Source organism: Roseovarius sp. MMSF_3281 (genome assembly GCF_030733685.1).
Classification (GTDB): domain Bacteria; phylum Pseudomonadota; class Alphaproteobacteria; order Rhodobacterales; family Rhodobacteraceae; genus Roseovarius.
Genome location: NZ_JASHIM010000018.1, coordinates 13147 through 30482, shown reverse-complemented (window position 1 = coordinate 30482; position 17336 = coordinate 13147). Strand labels below are relative to the sequence as shown.

Here is a 17336-nt window from a genome sequence, read left to right as displayed (position 1 = left end):
TTTCGTCCAGGTTAAGGGGGCGCGGCCCCCGGTCAAAGCTTAATATGGGTCACCAAGGCCCAGTTTGCCAAGTATGGCCACTTCGGTTGCTTCCATCAAAGTGGCATCTTCGTCACGGATATGATCGTAGCCCAGCAGGTGAAGCGTACCATGGACCAGCAAATGGGTAACGTGATCGGCCATGGGTTTGCCCTGTTCCGCGGCCTCGCGGGCGCAGGTGTCATAGGCGATGGCGATATCGCCAAGGTGCTGCGGCCCCTCGTCGCCCCCTTGCGGGGGCTTTTCGGGAACGGCGCCCGGGGCCGCGGGCGCCAGATCGGTTTCAGGCCAGCTGAGCACATTGGTGGGGGTGGGCCTTTCGCGAAACGCGGCATTGAGCGTGGCGATGCGCGCGTCATCACAGGCCAGCACGGCGACTTCCCAATCCGCCGGGGCCAGGCCGAGATGCGCCAGCGTGGCTCGCGCGGCGGCTTCGGCAAGGTCACCCAGCCCGGCCTCTTGCCAGCGGGCATCCTCAATCAATGTATCGGTGAGCATCTGGCAACTGCCGGGGGCCAGCCCCCGGACCCCCGGGATATTTGCGAAAAGAAGAAAAGGCTTTGGCGGGTTTTGCGCAGGCCGTCAACCTGCGGGGTTATCCTTGTCGTAGGCCTCGATGATCGCGGCCACCAGCGGGTGGCGGACGACGTCGCGGGCCGAGAAATAGTTGAAGGCGATGTTGGGGATGGATTTCAGCAGGCGTTCGGCGTCGTGCAACCCGGAGGTCACACCGCGCGGCAGGTCGACCTGGCTTCGGTCGCCGGTGATGACCATGCGCGAGCCTTCGCCCAGCCGTGTCAGGAACATCTTCATCTGCATGGAGGTGGCGTTTTGCGCCTCGTCCAGAACGACAAAGGCATTGGCCAGTGTCCGGCCCCGCATGAAGGCCAGCGGCGCGATCTCGATGCGCTTTTCCTCGATCAGCTTGGCCAGTTGCTTGCCGGGCAGAAAGTCGTTCAGCGCGTCGTAAAGCGGCTGCATGTAGGGATCGACCTTGTCTTTCATGTCGCCCGGCAGGTAACCCAGTTTCTCGCCTGCCTCAACCGCGGGGCGCGACAGGATGATCCGATCGACATGGCCCTCAATGAACATCGACACCCCCACCGCCACGGCGAGATAGGTCTTGCCGGTGCCCGCCGGGCCGATGCCGAAGGCCAGTTCATTGCCGAAGAGCGATTGGACATAGGCCTTTTGCGCATCGGTGCGCGGTTCGACCAGTTTCTTGCGGGTCTTGATCTCGACCCGGCCGCCCTTGAACATCTCAAGCTGGTCGCCATCGCGGGTGCCGGTGTCATCGTCGGTGGTGTCCATACGCAATTCGCGGTCGACATCCGCCGCCTCGACCGGCTTGCCGGTCTCCAAGCGTTGGTAGAGGGCCGTCAGAACCTCGACGGTTTCCTTTGCCGCCGCCTGGTCCCCCATGACGACAAGCTGGTTGCCCCGGCGCAGGATCTGCACGCCCATCTTCTGTTCGATGTCGGCAAGGTTGCGGTCGTATTCGCCGCAAAGGTCGATCAAAAGACGGTTGTCGGGAAATTCAATGGCCGCTTCGTGCAGGGCATCTTCGGCGGGAGGCAACACGGTGGTGTTCAATCAGATCTCCAAGGTTGGCAGCTTTTGGGGAAAAGGGTGCCAAGTTGCGCAGGTGGGCGCAAGGGCGGGTGGTGAAATGTCATGGATTTGAGACGAAAACAGCCGCAGGACGTGACCCTGCGGCTGTTTCCAATAGCATATGCATGCGGCACCACCTTAGATCGGATCCCCGATCATGCCTGTGGAGCCTTGCTTGAAATCGCCGGTGGCGACGGTCGGCGGGGCCGTACCGGAGCATACCGGTTTGCCGTATTTGTCGAGCCGTTGCGAAAGATAGCCTTCGACCCCGTCGTCGATGATCCAGTGATCGCAGCCGTTGGGATCGACCCAGATACCTGCATTCATAGTGCTGAGGTGGTCACGATCAAAAAGCTGGCGGTCATAGGCCTTGTTGGGGCCTGCATCGCAGGCGGCCAGAAGCCCGGCAACGGGCACGGCAAGCATGAGTTTCAAATATGTCATTGGACCGCCCCCTAGTTGATGCAGATGATTTCGACGCGACGGTTTTTCTGCATGCCCGCCGCTGTGTTGTTGGTTGCCTTGGGCATGCGTTCGCCATACCCGCGGACATCGGCGATACGCGCCCCGACACTTTGGGCCACGCGCGCCACCGAGTTCGCCCGGCGATAGGAAAGCCGCATGTTGTAGCTGTCCGAGGCGCGGCTGTCGGTGTGGCCGGTGATGATGTAAGAGACAGCGCCGGTTGTCTGGAAGAATTCCTGAAGGCGGCGTTGGCCCGCGACGCTGATCTTGGCGCTGTCGGTGGCAAAATACTGATCGGAGTTCATCACCCCGCAAACATTGCCACGACGGCACACCGGGATACCCTGGCGATTGACGTGCGGCGACATGTACCCTTCGACACCGTCGTCCATCACCCAGTGTTCGCACCCGTCGGGATCGACCCAGATGCCGGGTTGATAAATCTCACCCTTGACCGTGCGTTGGCCTTGCTGCGCCAGACCGGCCTCTGCCGATGCTGCAAGTCCGAGGGTGACGGCAGCGAGCCCCCCCAGAACGCTGCGAACTGTCTTGGAAAAATCTTTCACCACAGCCACTGTCCTTGTTTACTTCCCCCACGAGGGCCGAAAAACAACAAGCCCTCAACGAATTATCCTTTCACTTTAACAAGTTTAGGACCGATGTGAAGAAAAATTCACCAGATATTGTGTCGGCAGTGGAAACAATAACTAACTATACCGAGAATTCGGCAGGCGAAGGCCAAAAATCTTGTAAATTCGTCCACTTAGGGCGGATTGGCCGCGCCCCGGCCCGGCCCTGTGATCCGGCGCAGGCCGGCGGTTTGGGCCTGCATCGTTAACCCCTGCCCGCCGCGATGGACGCGATTGCGGTCGGAATCAGAGGCGCCCGCCCTGCCCGGTTCAGCCCACGAGTTGACCCGACAGGGAGTTCGACCCGCTTTCGACGATCTTGACTCGGGCGATTTCGCCCGGTTGGGCGGTGCAATCGGCCACGTGCACGGCGTGCAGGTATTCGGATTTGCCGACCATCTGCCCCTCAAGCCGACCGGGTTTTTCGAACAGAACGCTGACCTCGCGGCCGACCATGGCGTCCTGTATGGCGCGTTGGTGGTGGGTGATCCGCTCTTGCAGGCGGTAAAGGCGGTCTGATTTCACATCCTCGTCAAGCTGCGCGCGTTCCGCCGCCGGGGTGCCGGGACGGGTGGAATATTTGAACGAGAAGGCGTAGCCGTATTTCACCTCTTCGATCAGGTCCATTGTGGCCTGGAAATCGGCATCGGTTTCCTCGGGGAAGCCGACGATGAAATCGCCCGACATCAGGATATCGGGGCGCGCGGCGCGGATGCGTTCGATCAGGCGGATATAGCTTTCGGCGGTGTGCTTGCGGTTCATCCGTTTCAGGATGCGGTCGCTGCCCGATTGCACCGGCAAGTGCAGGTAGGGCATGAGTTTTTCGCATGTCCCATGCGCTTCGATCAGGGCCTCGTCCATGTCGTTGGGGTGCGAGGTGGTGAAGCGGATACGTTCAAGCCCGTCGATGTCGTTGAGGGCCCAGATCAGGCGTGCAAGGCTCCAATCGTTTCCGTCGGGGCCTTCGCCGTGGTAGGCGTTGACGTTCTGACCCAGCAGGGTGATTTCGCGCACGCCGCGGTCGACCAGGTCGCGGGCCTCGTCGAGAATACGGGTGGCGGGGCGGCTGACCTCGGCCCCGCGGGTATAAGGGACCACGCAGAAGGCGCAAAACTTGTCGCAACCTTCCTGCACGGTCAGGAAGGCGGTGGGGCCGCGTTTCGCCTTGGGGCGGTTTTTCAGGGTCTCGAACTTGTCATCCAGCGGGAAATCGGTATCGAGCGCCTTCTTGCCCTCGCGGGCCTTGGCCTCCATCTGTGGCAGGCGGTGATAGCTTTGCGGGCCGACGACCATGTCCACAAGCGGTTGACGGCGCATGATTTCTTCGCCCTCGGCCTGTGCCACGCAGCCCGCCACGCCGATTTTCAGATCGGGGTTTTCATCCTTGAGGCTGCGGAAGCGGCCCAGTTCGGAATAGACCTTCTCGGCGGCCTTTTCGCGGATATGACAGGTGTTGAGCAGGATCATATCGGCGTCATCGGGGCTGTTGGTTTCGACATACCCCGCGCCGCCCATGGCCTCGGCCATGCGTTCACTGTCGTAAACGTTCATCTGGCAGCCGTAGGTCTTAATAAAAAGTTTTTTCGGATCGGCCATAACGGGCATGCTCCTGCAGAGTTTCAGGGCGCTTCCCTACACCAATGAACGGGTGCCTTGCAATGGACCACGAATTGGCCGACGTTAGCGCCAAAAACCCGAGGCCGGTGATGCGACACGACAATCTTGATACCTTTCTGAAAACAGCCGACACGACCCTTGCAAAGGGGCCGGTGGCCTTGATTTTCGTCGAGGACGACGTGGAGATCGGCAGCACCGTGCGGCATCATCTGGATTGTGGATTCAAGACGCTGCTGGTCCTCATGCCCGAGGCTTTCGGGTTGCCCGACGACGTGGCCGACAAGGTGGAGCGGATCAACTTTGACGTGGTGCGGGGGGACGATTGCTTTGATGCGGTCAATCGCGTCAGCGCCGCCGCGCCGGGGCTTTGGCTGTATTACTGCTATAACGCCGAATACTTGTTTTACCCTTTCTGCGAAACACGCACGGTTGGAGAGTTGCTGACCTTCCACACCGAAGAGCGGCGCGACGCGATGCTGTGCTACGTGGTGGACCTTTATGCCGGGAACCTAGAGGCGCATCCCAACGCGGTGTCGCTGGAAGACGCGCATCTGGATAAATCGGGCTACTATGCATTGGCCCGCAACGATCCGGACAATCACAATTATCCCAAGGAACGGCAGTTGGATTTCTTCGGCGGCCTGCGCTGGCGCTATGAAGAGCACATCCCCGCCAAGCGCCGCAAGATCGACCGGATCGCATTGTTCAAATCCAAGCCCGAACTGACCCTGCGCGACGACCACACGTTTTCAGACGAGGAATACAACACCTATGCCTGCCCTTGGCATCACAACCTGACTGCCGCGATCGTCTCGTTCCGGACGGCCAAGGCGTTGAAGTCGAACCCCGGTTCCACCTTCGATATCGAAACCTTCAAGTGGCACAATTCCACGCGGTTCGAGTGGCATTCGCGCCAGTTGCTGGATCTGGGCCTGATGGAACCGGGGCAGTGGTTCTAACCGGCTTTGCGCCGTTCCCGCGCGCTTGGGTGTTCCGAGGCGACGAAGGGCACATCGCTGACCACCGCATCGACGGATTTGCCCGAGGTTTCCTGATACATTTCAGGAAGTTCCACCTTGAGGCGCGTGCCGATAGCCGAATGATCCCACGGCACATAGGCCAAGGCGATGTTTTCTTCTAGGTCCGGCGAATACCATGGCGACGTGACATAGCCACAGCGCCTGCCCTTTTCATCGGCCACAAGCCAGAAATCGGGCGCGTAATCGGTGATCGGCAACCCGCCCATTTTCAGCCCCACCAGTTTGAGGGCGAAGGGGTATTGCCCCGCCTCGATCTGGGCGCGCTGCTGTTCGAGGGCCTGTTTGCCGATGTAATCGGCGGTTTTCTTGCGCGGCACTTGATAGGCAAGGTTGACCTGAAAGGGCGAGGTTTCGGCATCCATGTCCTGCCCCCATGACAGGATACCCGCCGCGATCCGGCGGTGGTGGCCCGGGGCAATGACCCGCAGGCCATAGCGCGCGCCGATACCGCGAATGCCGTACCATACGGGTTCGGCGGTTTCCGAGGCGTTGCGGACATACACTTCGTATCCCTTTTCACCGCTGAAGCCTGTTTGGCTGATGACAACGGGGCAGCCTTCGATCTTGGCCTCCATCATCCCGTAATAGGGAATGCTGCGCACCTCCTCGCCGATGAGGTCGGCCATCAGGTCTTCGGACAGGGGGCCTTGGATTTGCAGGGGGGCGACGTCGAGTTCGGTGATATCGACATCCCAGCGGCGGGGGGTGTTGACCCCTTGCAGCCATAGCATCAGGTCGCTGTCCGAGACCGAGAACCAGAACTCATCTTCGGCCAGACGCAAAAGCACGGGGTCGTTCAGGATGCCGCCCTTGTCGTTGCACAGGATGCAGTATTTGCCGTGCATCGGTTCGATCTTGGTGGCGTCGCGGGTGATGACGGTATTGACGAAATCCTCGGCGTCGGGGCCCTTGACGCAAATCTGGCGTTCCACGGCCACGTTCCAGAGGGTCACACCGTTGACCAGCGCGCGGTATTCGGCCATCGCGCCGCCGTCTTCGGGGCGGGCATAGCCGCGCGGGTGATACATGCGATTATAGACCGTGGCGCGCCATGCGCCGGCCTCGATCGACAGGTGCCAGAAGGGGGATTTGCGCACCCGGGTCGAGATCAGCATTTGCACAGGGGTCGGGCCGGATTGGCGCAGGTTCGCGGGAACGTTCCGGTCCGACTGATCCACGCCGGGCACGTTCGGGTGGGTGCGGTTTTGATGTGTCATACATTAAGAGGTGGGGATCGGTGGTGCCGCGATCAACCGATCCATGTGTCACGATTTTATGACAACGCCCCGGTGTTGTGCCGTGCGTATCGGCGGGCCGTGCCGCCATGTGGCTGTCGGCCGACAATCGCGGGTTTGGGGTTGGGTCTTAGCCCGGCACATCCGTCAGGGCGGCCAGCACGATTTGACGCGCGTTGCCATCGCCGCCAAGGTAGACATCGGCGGAATGCGCCGCATCGGCAAGCGCGCCCTTGATCTTGGGGCCATAGCCCGGATCCTGCCATACGGCGACGAAACCGCCCAGAAGGCAAAGATACATGCAGCGCCGCCCCCAACGCTTCGCGCTGCGCGCGCGGCGCTCATACGCGTCCTGACGAAGGCGGGCCTTCTCGGATTTCAGCAGGGTTTGAGTTGATGCTCTTTGTCTCATGCCATGATTTTGACCACATCACATGGCGAAAATGGGGCACGCTTGGGACCAAATAGGGCAAACCCGAGGTAATTTGTGGTCAGAGATTTTCCGCCTGCGGCATGCCCAGCACGTGATACCCGCCGTCGACGTGGATGATCTCGCCGCTGGTGCAGGCGCCCGCATCCGAGGCCAGCCAGACAGCGGTGCCGCCCACCGCCTCGAGCGTGGCATTGGCCCGCAGCGGCGCATTCATATCGGTATGCTTGTAGGTTTTGCGCGCCCCGCCGATGGCCGCCCCGGCCAGGGTTTTCATCGGGCCGGGCGAGATGGCGTTCACGCGGATGCCATCAGGCCCCATGTCATTGGCCAGATAGCGGGTGGAGGATTCCAGCGCCGCCTTTGCCACGCCCATGACATTGTAGTTGGGCACAACCTTGTTGGAGCCTTGGTAGGTCAGTGTCAGAAGTGTGCCGCCGTTGTCCTTCATCAGCGGATAGGCGCGGCGCGCCACGTCGATGAAGGAATAGGCCGAAATTTCAAGGCTGTGTTTGAAATTCTGGCGGCTGGTATTCATGAAGCGGCCGGTCAGTTCGGACTTGTCCGAATAGGCGATGGCGTGCACCACGAAATCAATCGTCGGCCAATACGTGGCCAGCTTTTCGAAGGCGGCATCCAGAGAGGCGTCATCGGTGACATCCACATCGACAAGGAAATCGCTGCCCACCGAGGCGGCAAGCGGTTCGACCCGCTTGCCGAAGGCTTCGCCCTGGTAGGTGAAGGCCAGCTCGGCCCCGGCCCCGGCCATGGCCTTGGCGATGCCCCAGGCGATGGAGCGGTCGTTGGCCACGCCCATGATGAGGCCGCGTTTTCCCTGCATGGAATTGCTCATGTGAAAATCATCCGTGATATTTGCTGAGGATCATCGATCCGTTGGTGCCACCAAAGCCGAAGCTGTTGGTCATGACGCTATCAAGCCCGGCATTGTCGACGCGGGCCGTCGCGACTTCGGCAGGCGAAAGCGCGGGATCAAGGGTTTCCACGTTGATCGAGGGGATGATGAAATCATGTTCCAGCGACAGCAGGCAGTAAACCGCCTCCTGCGCACCGGTGGCCCCCTGGCTGTGGCCGGTCATGGACTTGGTGGAGCTGATCGGCGGTGTCGTGCCCTCGCCAAAGACGCGGCGCACGGCCTCGACCTCGCCCACGTCGCCCACCGGGGTGGAGGTGCCATGGGCGTTGATATAGCCCACCTTGCGATCCTCGGGCAGCGTGGACAGTGCGATGCGCATGGCGCGTTCGCCCCCCTCGCCCGAGGGGGCGACCATGTCGTGACCGTCCGAGGTGGCGCCATAGCCCGTGACCTCGGCATAGATCTTGGCGCCGCGCGCCTTGGCGTGGTCCAGGTCTTCCAGCACCAGCATGCCGCCGCCGCCGCCGATGACGAATCCGTCGCGGTCGGCATCGAAGGCACGCGAGGCTTTTTCCGGCGTGTCGTTGTATTTCGACGACATCGCGCCCATCGCGTCGAAAAGGCACGAGAGGGTCCAGTCAAGCTCTTCCCCGCCGCCGGCGAACATCACGTCCTGTTTGCCCATCATGATCTGTTCGGCGGCATTGCCGATGCAATGCAGCGAGGTCGAACAGGCCGAGGTGATGGAATAGTTGATGCCCTTGATCTGGTAGGCCGTCGACAGGTTGGCCGACACGGTGGACGACATGCATTTGGGCACGGCAAAGGGCCCGATCCGCTTGGGCGAGCCTTTTTCCAGTACGGTTTGATGCGCGACCAGCATGGCCGAGGTCGAGGGCCCACCCGAGCCCGCGACAAGCCCGGTGCGCGGGTTGACGATATCCTTTTCCTCAAGCCCGGCATCGGCGATGGCCTGCCCCATGGCGATATGGGCATAGGCCGCCCCCGGCCCCATGAATCGCAGGGTGCGTTTGTCCACGTGTTCGGTAACGTCGAGTTTCACGTCACCGGCAATCTGGCTGCGAAAGCCATGCTCGGCCATGGCCTCGTTGGCGGTGATCCCGGATTTCCCGGCCTTGAGCGAGGCGAGAACCTCTTCGGCATTGTTGCCGATGCTGGAGACAACCCCCAGCCCTGTAACGACGACGCGGCGCATGTGGCCTCCTTCGGTTTGTTGGCAACTGTGTATGACAGGGCTGCCCGATGGTGCAAGCACGAAGGACCATTGCCATGCGGCGTGGCGATGCCACAAGGGGTTGGGTTGCGTTCAGGCCACGCAGGCCTTGGGGGCGCTGCCCCCAAACCCCCGGGGTACTTGGGCCAGGAAAAAGCGGGGGCCGCCCGCTACTTCGCGACCTTCTTGACGAACTGCGACTTCAGGCCGATCTGGCCGACGCCGGGAATCTTGCAGTCGATATCGTGGTCGCCATCGACCAGCCGGATGTTCTTGACCTTGGTGCCCACCTTGACCGAGGAGGAGGTGCCGCCAAGCTTGAGATCCTTGATCACGGTGACGGTATCGCCATCGGCCAGCGGGTTGCCGACGCTGTCGCGGATGACATCTTGTGCGTCTGCGGAGGCGGACCATTCGTGGCCGCATTCCGGGCAGACCAGAAGGGCGTCCATTTCATAGGTGTAGCCGGAGGCGCATTCGGGGCACGGGGGCAGGTCCATGGGCGTATCGCCTCAGCTTTCGCTGAGCGCCACTTTCATATCCTTGACCTGATAGATCACCTCGCCATCGGCTTCGACGATGCCATCGGCCACGCCCATGGTCAGGCGGCGGGTTTGCACCGCCTTGGTGAAATCGACGTAATAGGTGAGCATCTTGCGATCGGGGCGCACCATGCCGGTGAGCTTCACCTCGCCCACGCCCAGCGCATAGCCCCGCCCCTGCCAGCCGCGCCAGCCGAGGTTGAAGCCGGTCAGTTGCCACAGGCCATCGAGACCGAGGCAGCCCGGCATGATCGGGTTGCCGGGGAAGTGGCATTCGAAAAACCACTGGTCCGGGGTGATGTCGAATTCGGCAACAACGTGGCCCTTGCCGTGTTGGCCGCCATCGCCGGAAATATCGGTGATCCGGTCCATCATCAGCATCGGCGGCTCTGGCAATTGCGCGTTGCCGGGGCCGAAAAGCTCGCCCTTGGCGCATTTGAGAAGGTCGTCGCGGTTGAAGCTGCTCGGGTAATCGGCCATGCGTGGCGGCCCTTTCCTTGGTCCGGGTGAACTGTTGCGGCCTCCTGTATCACCGTGGAATTGGCCCTTGCAAGCCTGTTGGCCCCTGCGACCGCGACGCGCAGAGGGGGAAATTGTTTGAAATTCACCTGTATCGGCTTTTATATATGCAGGAGGATAAAGGAAGACTTGCGCGATGACGACAGAGGCTGTGAAACGAAGCACCGATTGGTTGGCGGGCGCGGGCCTGCGGCCGACGCGGCAGCGCGTGGCGCTGGCCACGCTTTTGGTGGGCGATGGGCAACATCGCCATGTGACCGCCGAAAGCCTGTTTTCGGATGTACAGGACATGGGCGAAAGCGTGTCGCTGGCCACGGTTTACAACACGCTGAAGGCGTTTTGCGATGCGGGGCTGATTCAGGAAGTCACCGTCGATGGGTCGAAAAGCTATTTCGACACCAACACCCATGACCACCCGCATTTCTTCTGGGAAGGCGAGGATCGGCTGACCGATGCGCCCTCGGAAGAACTGCAGATCTCGCAATTGCCCAAGGCGCCCGACGGGGCCGAGATTGCAAGTGTCGACGTGGTGATCCGTCTGCGGCGCACCGAGTAAGACAGGCCTTCGGGCCGCAACCTTTACATTACGCGCGACGCGTTTCGGGAGGCCCGGACATTTCCCGGGCCCAGCGGCGTTCTTGCGACGAGAGCAGCCCGGGAGATGCGTCTGGGCGGTGACGCGCATGCAGGCCGGGGTGCACGGCGAAGACGGCAGGCAATACCAGCAGAACGGTGTGTCGGTGCCGGGCGTCGCGCAACATCAGGCAGCGCGCAAGCCTTGGTGGAAAGTCCGGTCACTCTTCGCTAAACCGGTGCTTGATGTGACATCGGAAGAAGGCCCTTCAACATGCGTGCAATCACTTATGACAGCTTCGGCCCCGCCAGCGAGGTTTTGGCGCTTGGCGAGATAGAGGCCCCCGCCCCCGGCGCGGGCGAGGTGTTGGTACGGCTGGCCTATTCGGGCGTGAACCCGTCGGATGCCAAGGCGCGCGCCGGGGCGCGGCCCGGGGTGACCAAGCCCGCCTTTCCGCAGGTCGTGCCGCATTCCGACGGGGCCGGGGTGATCGAGGCCGTGGGCGCGGATGTGGATGCGGGCCGTATTGGCGAGCGGGTCTGGATCTGGAACGGCCAGTGGCAGCGCGCCTTTGGCACCGCGGCAGAGTACATCGCCCTGCCCGCCGAGCAGGCGGTGGCCCTGCCCGGCGGCGTGCCGCTTGAGGTCGGGGCGACCTTGGGGATTCCGGGGCTGACGGCGGCGCAGGTGGTATTCGGCGGCGGCGATGTGGCCGGGCAAACCCTGCTTGTCGCGGGCGGTGCGGGGGCCGTGGGCCATAACGCGGTGCAATTGGCCAAGGCCGGCGGCGCGCGGGTGATCGCGACCTGTTCGCCCAAGGCGATGGATCGGGTGCGCGATGCCGGGGCCGATCATGTCTTTGATTATGCCGACCCCGAGCTGGCCGCGCAGGTCACCGGTGCGGCGCCCGAGGGCGTGGCCCGCGCAGTGGAAGTGGAATTCGGGGCTAACGTGGATTTGCTGGCCGAGGTCATGGCGCCCCTTGGCACGATCGCCGCTTACGGGTCGGGCAAGGAGATGGCCCCCACCCTGCCCTTCGGCCCCTACCTGTTCAAAGCGCTGAAGATCGACATCACCCTGATCTATATCCTGCCACCGGCGCAAAGGCAGGCGATGATCGCGCGGCTGCACGAGGCCTTGGCCTCGGGCGCACTGGCCCCCGAAATCGGCGCGCGTTTCACGCTTGGGGATTGCGCCAAGGCGCAGGAGGCGGTGATGGCACCGGGCCGCACGGGGGCGGTTTTGCTGGAGGTTTGATCATCGGGGCAAGCCGTTTCGAAACGGCTTTCTGCAAGCGCCTTGCAAGGCGCTTTGATGCGCGGTTTTCAAACCGCGTTCTGCAAGCCCGTTCGAACGGGCTTGGACAAGAGGCCCGTTTGGCCGCTTAAAGCGTTCCGCCTTTAACCCGAGACATCGGCGAAAGGCGGAACGCGTGCAACGATTGAGCGGAGCACTGCGTTTCGCGAACATCTGTGATTCAGGTTTTTCGCGAAACGCTTTAATTCCACAAGACCGATCCGCGCATGCCCCGGCCAAGGCGGGATGCGCCAAAGAAAAGCGCGCGCAGGGGGGCCTGCGCGCGCCTTGAAGCCATCTGTCGGTCGCGGTTCAGGCGATTTCGACCAGTTCGATGTTGAAGGTCAGGTCCTTGCCCGCCAGCGGGTGGTTGGCGTCAAGTGTCACCTGTTCCTCGGTCACGTCGACCACGGTGACCGGCATCACCTGGCCTTGCGGGGTTTGCACCTGCAATTGGGTGCCCAGATCGAGCGGGATGTCGTCGGGGATTTCGGCGCGCGGCACGGCCTGCTGGGCGTTGGGGTCGGGTTGGCCATAGGCCTCGTCGGCGGGGACTTCGACGGTTTTCTTGTCGCCCACGTTCATGCCGGGGATGGCCGCTTCGAGGCCGGGGATGATCTGGCCCGAGCCAACGGTGAACTCCAGCGGATCGCGGCCTTCGGAGCTGTCGAAGGTCTGGCCGTCGGCCAGCGTTCCGGTATAGTGAATGCGGACAGTGTCGCCCGATTTGACTTCTGTCATAAAATATCCAATCTGTTTGGGGATGGGTTTGCAAGGCCGTGCCATGCACGGGTGCTTGGGTTTGTCTGGCGAAGAGTCTAAGCATTGCGCTCAAGGATTGCAAACAACCTGCGGAACATTTCCCGCGTGGTCTGCAATGCCCCTTTCCCAAGCGTCTGATCCATGCAACTCTCTGGTCAGAAGCCAAGGGGGCCACGGGGGGGGCCATGCCGATCACGACCTGCATTTTCGATGCCTATGGCACGTTGTTCGACGTGGCCGCCGCCACGCGCATGGCCGCCGGGGAACCCGGGCGCGAGGATTTTGCCAGGCACTGGCCGCAGATCGCCGAGCATTGGCGCCTCAAGCAGTTGCAATATTCATGGCTGCGCGCCGTCATGGACCAGCATTGCGATTTCTGGGAGGTGACCAAGGATGGGCTGGACTGGGCGCTTGAGGCTTCGGAGCTGGACGGCGACGAGAACCTGCGCAGCCGCCTGTTGCAGTTGTACCGTGAGTTGGCCGCCTATCCAGAGGTGCCCGACATGCTGGCCACCCTGAAAGCGCGCGGAATGAACTGCGCGATCCTGTCGAATGGCAGCCCCGACATGCTGGATGCCGCCGTGCAATCGGCAGGCATCGGCGGCCACCTTGACGATGTGCTGTCGGTGGAAAGCGTGGGCGTCTTCAAGCCCGCGCGGGTAGTCTATGACATGGTTGGCGCGCGCTTTGGATCTGCGCCCGACGAGGTGCTGTTCGTCTCGTCCAACGGGTGGGATGCGGGGGCCGCTGCGGGCTATGGCTTCACCACCGCTTGGGTCAATCGCGCGGGCGACCCGGTGGATCGCCTGCCCGCCGCGCCGCATCACATCCTGTCCGATCTGACCAACATTCCGGAGCTTGTCTGACCATGCCGCGTTTCACCACATCCGATGGGCTGAGCCTGCATTATACCGATGAGGGCGAAGGCCGCCCGGTGCTGTGCCTTGCGGGGCTGACGCGCAATGGCACGGATTTTTCCTATCTTGCGCCGCATCTGCCCGGCGTGCGCCTTATCCGGATGGATTACCGGGGGCGCGGACAGTCGGAATACGCCAGCGACCCGATGACCTATAATATCCTGCGCGAGGGCGAGGACGCGATTGAATTGCTGGATCACCTGGGGTTGGCGCGGGCCACGATCATCGGCACCTCGCGCGGCGGGTTGATTTCCATGGCGCTGTCGGTGACGCACCCGGACCGCTTGCAGGCGGTGGTGCTCAATGACATCGGGCCGGTGGTGGACCCGAAGGGCCTTGAGCGGATCATGGAGTACGTGGGCAAAACGCCCCCCTTCCCCGATCTGGATGCCGCCGCCCAGGCGCTGGCCTCGGGCCATGCGCATGATTTTCCCGGCGTACCGGTCTCGCGCTGGCGTGAACAGGCGGAATTCATGTGGGAGGACGCCCCCGGCGCGGGGCTTGTCCTGCGTTATGACCCGAAGCTGCGCGATGCATTGATCGGTCAGGCCGGCGTCGGCGAGGCGCCGAACCTGTGGGATTTGTTCGACGGGTTGAAGGATATCCCGCTGGCCGCGATTCGTGGCGCGAACTCGGACCTTCTGACCGCCGAGACATTGGAGAGGATGCAGGGGCGTCACCCCGGCCTGATCGCCGCCACGGTGCCCGACCGGGGGCATGTCCCTTTCCTTGATGAAACGGAGGCCTTGGAGGCCATCCATACCCTGTTGGAGCAAAGCCTATGAGCGATATCACCATGATCCGGGCCGCCGCCCAGCGCCTGAAAGGTCACGCGCGGCGCACGCCGCTTTTGTCCTCGCCCTTTCTGGACGAGATCGCGGGACGGCGCGTGTTGGTCAAACCCGAATGCCTGCAACATACCGGCAGCTTCAAGTATCGCGGGGGGCGGTCGGCGGTCTCGGCGCTTGACCCGGAGGTGCGCAAGCGCGGGGTTCTGGCCTTTTCCTCGGGCAACCATGCGCAGGGCGTGGCCCTGGCGGCGCGGGAATTCGGCGTGCCGGCGGTGATCGTCATGCCCACTGACGCCCCTGCCCTCAAGATCGCCAACACCCGCGCCCTGGGGGCTGAGGTGGTGCTGTATGACCGCCCCGGCGGCGAAAGCCGCGAAAAGGTGGGCGAGGCCCTGCGCAGCGAGCGCGGCCTCACGCTGATCAAACCCTATGACGAGCCGGAGGTGATCGCGGGGCAAGGCACCTGCGGGCTTGAGATCGCCGCGCAAGCGGCCGAACTGGGCGTCACGAAGGCCGATGTACTGGTCTGTTGCGGTGGCGGCGGCCTGACCTCGGGCATTGCACTGGCGCTTGAGGCCGAGGCGCCGGGGATGCGCGCCCGGCCCGTGGAGCCGGAAGGGTTCGACGATACCGCGCGCTCGCTCCTCTCAGGTCGGATCGAGCAGAACGCGCAAGGCTCGGGCGGGATATGCGATGCCATCGTCACCCCCGCGCCGGGGCAGTTGACCTTTCCCATCATGACGCGGTTGTGTGGCCCCGGGATCGTCGTCAGCGAGGACGAGGCCCTGCGCGCCATGGCGCAGGCTTGGCAGCGGCTCAAGGTGGTGGCCGAACCCGGCGGCGCCGTGGCCCTTGCCGCGGCACTGTTCCATGGCCACGAGATCGAGGGCGATACGGTGATCTGCACCATATCGGGCGGCAATGTGGACCAAGCCATGTTTGCCCGCGCGCTCGATACGCTGGAGCCGGCATGAAACAGGTCGAAGGCGATTTGATCGCACTGGCCCGGGACGGGCAGTTCGACGTGATCGTCCACGGCTGCAATTGCTTTCACAACATGGGCGGCGGGATCGCCCGGATCATTGCCCAGACCTTCCCCGAGGCCCTTGCCGCCGATCGGGCCACACCCAAGGGCGACCCCGCGAAACTGGGCACGATTTCGCAGGCCACGGTGGCCTGCGGTGCGCATCGCCTGACCGTGGTCAATGCCTACACGCAGTTCGACTATCAGGGCCCCGGCCCCTTGGTGGACTACGATGCATTGTCCCGCGCCTTTCGTGCCGTGGCACAGGCCCATTCCGGGGCGCGCATCGCCTATCCGATGATCGGCGCAGGCCTGGCGGGCGGCGATTGGGCCAGGATCGCCCCGTTGATCGACACGGCCCTTGACGGATTGGACCATACGCTTGTCACCCTGCCCTGACCCACCTTCCAGACGGAGACCCCAATGACCGAGTTCACGATTGCCAGTTTCAACGTCAAGAACCTGATCGGCCCCGACAAGGAATATTACGAGTTCCAATCCTACACCCCCGAGGAATACGCGTGGAAAGAGGATTGGATGGCCGACCAACTCTTGTCGATGAACGCCGATATCGTGGGTTTTCAGGAAATTTTCGAGGACGAAGCCCTGCGCGCGGTGGTCGAGGAGACCAACCAGCGCGCCACGGAATTGAACGATGCCACCATCCCCGACCGGTCCAAGCGCTATCACCGCAAGGTCATTTTCCAGAAACTGAAGGTGGACCCCTATAGCGAGGCCAGCCTTGCCTTTGCCCCCAATGCCGCCGACGAGGGCGTGCCGGGCAAACGCCGCCCCGGGCTGGCCATCCTGTCACGCTTTGGGTTTGCGGGGCAGCCGGAGATCATTCAAGACCTGCCCGAGCCGCTGCGCATTCCCTTTGCGCCCTTGCGCGGGATGGAAGATGCGGATGCCGGTCACTACACCCTGCGCCGCCTGTCGCGGCCCATCCTCAAGGCACGTGTGCCGGTGGGGGATCGGGTGGTGACCGTCTTCAACTGCCACCTCAAATCGAAGCTTGGGGAATATATCAAACCGCAAGGGGCGGACCATGCCCCCGAAGAAGACCTGACGCAATACGACGCGGTGGGCCGCGCCATGGGCAGCCTGCGCGCCGCGATCCGCCGCATGGCCGAGGCCTGGGTTCTGCGGCGCGAGATCGTGGCCGAACTTGAGGCCGGTCACCCGGTCATGGTGCTGGGCGATTTCAACGATGGCGAACATGCGGTGAGTTCGGAAATCATCAGCGGGGAACGCCCGTTCAAGAACTATGCCTGGATGCTGCGCCACGATGCGCAATCCCGCTCGGGCCGCTATTCAGACGAGGAACACCGCCAGATCACCGAGGATGTCGAGCGCCTGTCGCTGCATCCCGCCGAGCGGCTTTTCGTGCGCAAATCCCTGCGCGACATGGTCTATACCACGGCCTTCGGCGGGGTTTTCGAATCCATCGACCAGATCTACCTCAGCCGCCATTTCCACCCCGATTTCGAAGGCCGCATCGGCGAGATGACCTATTTCAGCGTCTTCAACGATCATATCACCGATGGCTCCCACGCCGAGGCGCCTTACAACAAGCTGGCCTCGGATCACGGGCAGATCATGGCGCATATCCGGTTGGACTGAAGACCGGCTCACCGAGTTGGGGGCCGAGGCGCAAGCGCCTTGGCTTCAACCGGCCCGGTGACTGACGAATTCAAGATATCGGGGGCGTACCGGTGGCTATTATGACAGCCATAT

20 protein-coding genes are annotated in these 17336 nt (G+C 62.7%); 8 read left to right on the top strand and 12 right to left on the bottom strand.

All coding sequences use genetic code 11. The features are described from left to right. Window positions 1-39: 39 nt before the first annotated feature. From ybeY to miaB, 5 genes are all read right to left on the bottom strand, one after another. On the bottom strand, window positions 40-537 hold the full coding sequence (gene ybeY / locus RBB32_RS15825) for an rRNA maturation RNase YbeY (RefSeq protein ID WP_306154137.1): 498 nt from the start codon (window positions 535-537) through the stop codon (window positions 40-42). Between the two features lie 84 nt (window positions 538-621). After that, window positions 622-1632, bottom strand: coding sequence for a PhoH family protein (locus tag RBB32_RS15820; RefSeq protein ID WP_306154135.1), 1011 nt, complete (start codon window positions 1630-1632; stop codon window positions 622-624). 156 nt (window positions 1633-1788) lie between these two features. Continuing rightward, complete coding sequence (locus tag RBB32_RS15815; protein WP_306154132.1) at window positions 1789-2094, bottom strand: hypothetical protein; 306 nt, start codon at window positions 2092-2094, stop codon at window positions 1789-1791. 11 nt (window positions 2095-2105) lie between these two features. After that, window positions 2106-2684, bottom strand: a complete 579-nt coding sequence (locus RBB32_RS15810; protein ID WP_371931075.1) for an OmpA family protein — start codon at window positions 2682-2684, stop codon at window positions 2106-2108. Between the two features lie 330 nt (window positions 2685-3014). Continuing rightward, on the bottom strand, window positions 3015-4340 hold the full coding sequence (miaB, locus tag RBB32_RS15805; RefSeq protein ID WP_306154130.1) for a tRNA (N6-isopentenyl adenosine(37)-C2)-methylthiotransferase MiaB: 1326 nt from the start codon (window positions 4338-4340) through the stop codon (window positions 3015-3017). 110 nt (window positions 4341-4450) lie between these two features. Between miaB and RBB32_RS15800 the strand changes: the two genes are divergently transcribed. Beyond that, window positions 4451-5320, top strand: coding sequence for a glycosyltransferase family 2 protein (locus tag RBB32_RS15800; RefSeq protein WP_306154128.1), 870 nt, complete (start codon window positions 4451-4453; stop codon window positions 5318-5320). Here RBB32_RS15800 and RBB32_RS15795 read toward each other — a convergent pair. From RBB32_RS15795 to fabA, 6 genes are all read right to left on the bottom strand, one after another. Then, window positions 5317-6618 carry a glycine cleavage T C-terminal barrel domain-containing protein gene (locus tag RBB32_RS15795; protein WP_306154126.1) on the bottom strand — a complete coding sequence of 434 codons (1302 nt, stop codon included), beginning with the start codon at window positions 6616-6618 and terminating at the stop codon, window positions 5317-5319. The genes RBB32_RS15800 and RBB32_RS15795 overlap by 4 nt on opposite strands. A 148-nt stretch (window positions 6619-6766) precedes the next feature. Next, window positions 6767-7048 (bottom strand): hypothetical protein, encoded by a 282-nt coding sequence (locus tag RBB32_RS15790; RefSeq protein ID WP_306154121.1) that lies wholly within the window; start codon window positions 7046-7048, stop codon window positions 6767-6769. Between the two features lie 79 nt (window positions 7049-7127). Then, on the bottom strand, window positions 7128-7919 hold the full coding sequence (locus RBB32_RS15785; protein ID WP_306154119.1) for an enoyl-ACP reductase: 792 nt from the start codon (window positions 7917-7919) through the stop codon (window positions 7128-7130). A 7-nt stretch (window positions 7920-7926) separates the two neighbouring features. Then, a complete protein-coding gene (gene fabB / locus RBB32_RS15780) occupies window positions 7927-9156 on the bottom strand; it encodes a beta-ketoacyl-ACP synthase I (RefSeq protein WP_306154118.1) in 1230 nt (409 codons plus the stop codon). 188 nt (window positions 9157-9344) lie between these two features. Beyond that, window positions 9345-9674 (bottom strand): zinc ribbon domain-containing protein YjdM, encoded by a 330-nt coding sequence (locus RBB32_RS15775; RefSeq protein ID WP_306154115.1) that lies wholly within the window; start codon window positions 9672-9674, stop codon window positions 9345-9347. Between the two features lie 12 nt (window positions 9675-9686). Further along, window positions 9687-10196, bottom strand: coding sequence for a bifunctional 3-hydroxydecanoyl-ACP dehydratase/trans-2-decenoyl-ACP isomerase (gene fabA / locus RBB32_RS15770; protein WP_306154113.1), 510 nt, complete (start codon window positions 10194-10196; stop codon window positions 9687-9689). Between the two features lie 175 nt (window positions 10197-10371). On the opposite strand from fabA, the gene irrA reads away from it, so the two are divergent. After that, window positions 10372-10791, top strand: a complete 420-nt coding sequence (gene irrA / locus RBB32_RS15765; RefSeq protein ID WP_306154110.1) for an iron response transcriptional regulator IrrA — start codon at window positions 10372-10374, stop codon at window positions 10789-10791. A gap of 291 nt (window positions 10792-11082) precedes the next feature. Continuing rightward, window positions 11083-12066 (top strand): NADPH:quinone reductase, encoded by a 984-nt coding sequence (locus RBB32_RS15760; protein ID WP_306154108.1) that lies wholly within the window; start codon window positions 11083-11085, stop codon window positions 12064-12066. 351 nt (window positions 12067-12417) lie between these two features. On the opposite strand, the gene RBB32_RS15755 is transcribed toward RBB32_RS15760, so the two are convergent. Then, window positions 12418-12846, bottom strand: coding sequence for a peptidylprolyl isomerase (locus tag RBB32_RS15755; protein ID WP_306154106.1), 429 nt, complete (start codon window positions 12844-12846; stop codon window positions 12418-12420). A gap of 206 nt (window positions 12847-13052) precedes the next feature. Here RBB32_RS15755 and RBB32_RS15750 point away from each other — a divergent pair, with 206 nt between their 5' ends. Genes RBB32_RS15750 through RBB32_RS15730 form a run of 5 tightly spaced genes read left to right on the top strand, consistent with a single transcriptional unit; the run spans window position 13053 to window position 17222 of the window. Then, window positions 13053-13733, top strand: a complete 681-nt coding sequence (locus RBB32_RS15750) for a haloacid dehalogenase type II (RefSeq protein ID WP_306154104.1) — start codon at window positions 13053-13055, stop codon at window positions 13731-13733. 2 nt (window positions 13734-13735) lie between these two features. Next, a complete protein-coding gene (locus RBB32_RS15745) occupies window positions 13736-14569 on the top strand; it encodes an alpha/beta fold hydrolase (protein WP_306154102.1) in 834 nt (277 codons plus the stop codon). Further along, the gene (locus RBB32_RS15740) at window positions 14566-15549 is read left to right on the top strand and encodes a threonine/serine dehydratase (protein ID WP_306154100.1); all 984 of its coding nucleotides are present in this window, start codon (window positions 14566-14568) and stop codon (window positions 15547-15549) included. Before RBB32_RS15745 ends, RBB32_RS15740 begins: the two co-directional genes overlap by 4 nt. Continuing rightward, a complete protein-coding gene (locus tag RBB32_RS15735) occupies window positions 15546-15998 on the top strand; it encodes a macro domain-containing protein (protein ID WP_306154098.1) in 453 nt (150 codons plus the stop codon). The genes RBB32_RS15740 and RBB32_RS15735 overlap by 4 nt, the downstream gene beginning before the upstream one ends. Before the next feature lie 24 nt (window positions 15999-16022). Continuing rightward, complete coding sequence (locus RBB32_RS15730; RefSeq protein WP_306154096.1) at window positions 16023-17222, top strand: endonuclease/exonuclease/phosphatase family protein; 1200 nt, start codon at window positions 16023-16025, stop codon at window positions 17220-17222. Window positions 17223-17336 lie beyond the last annotated feature (114 nt).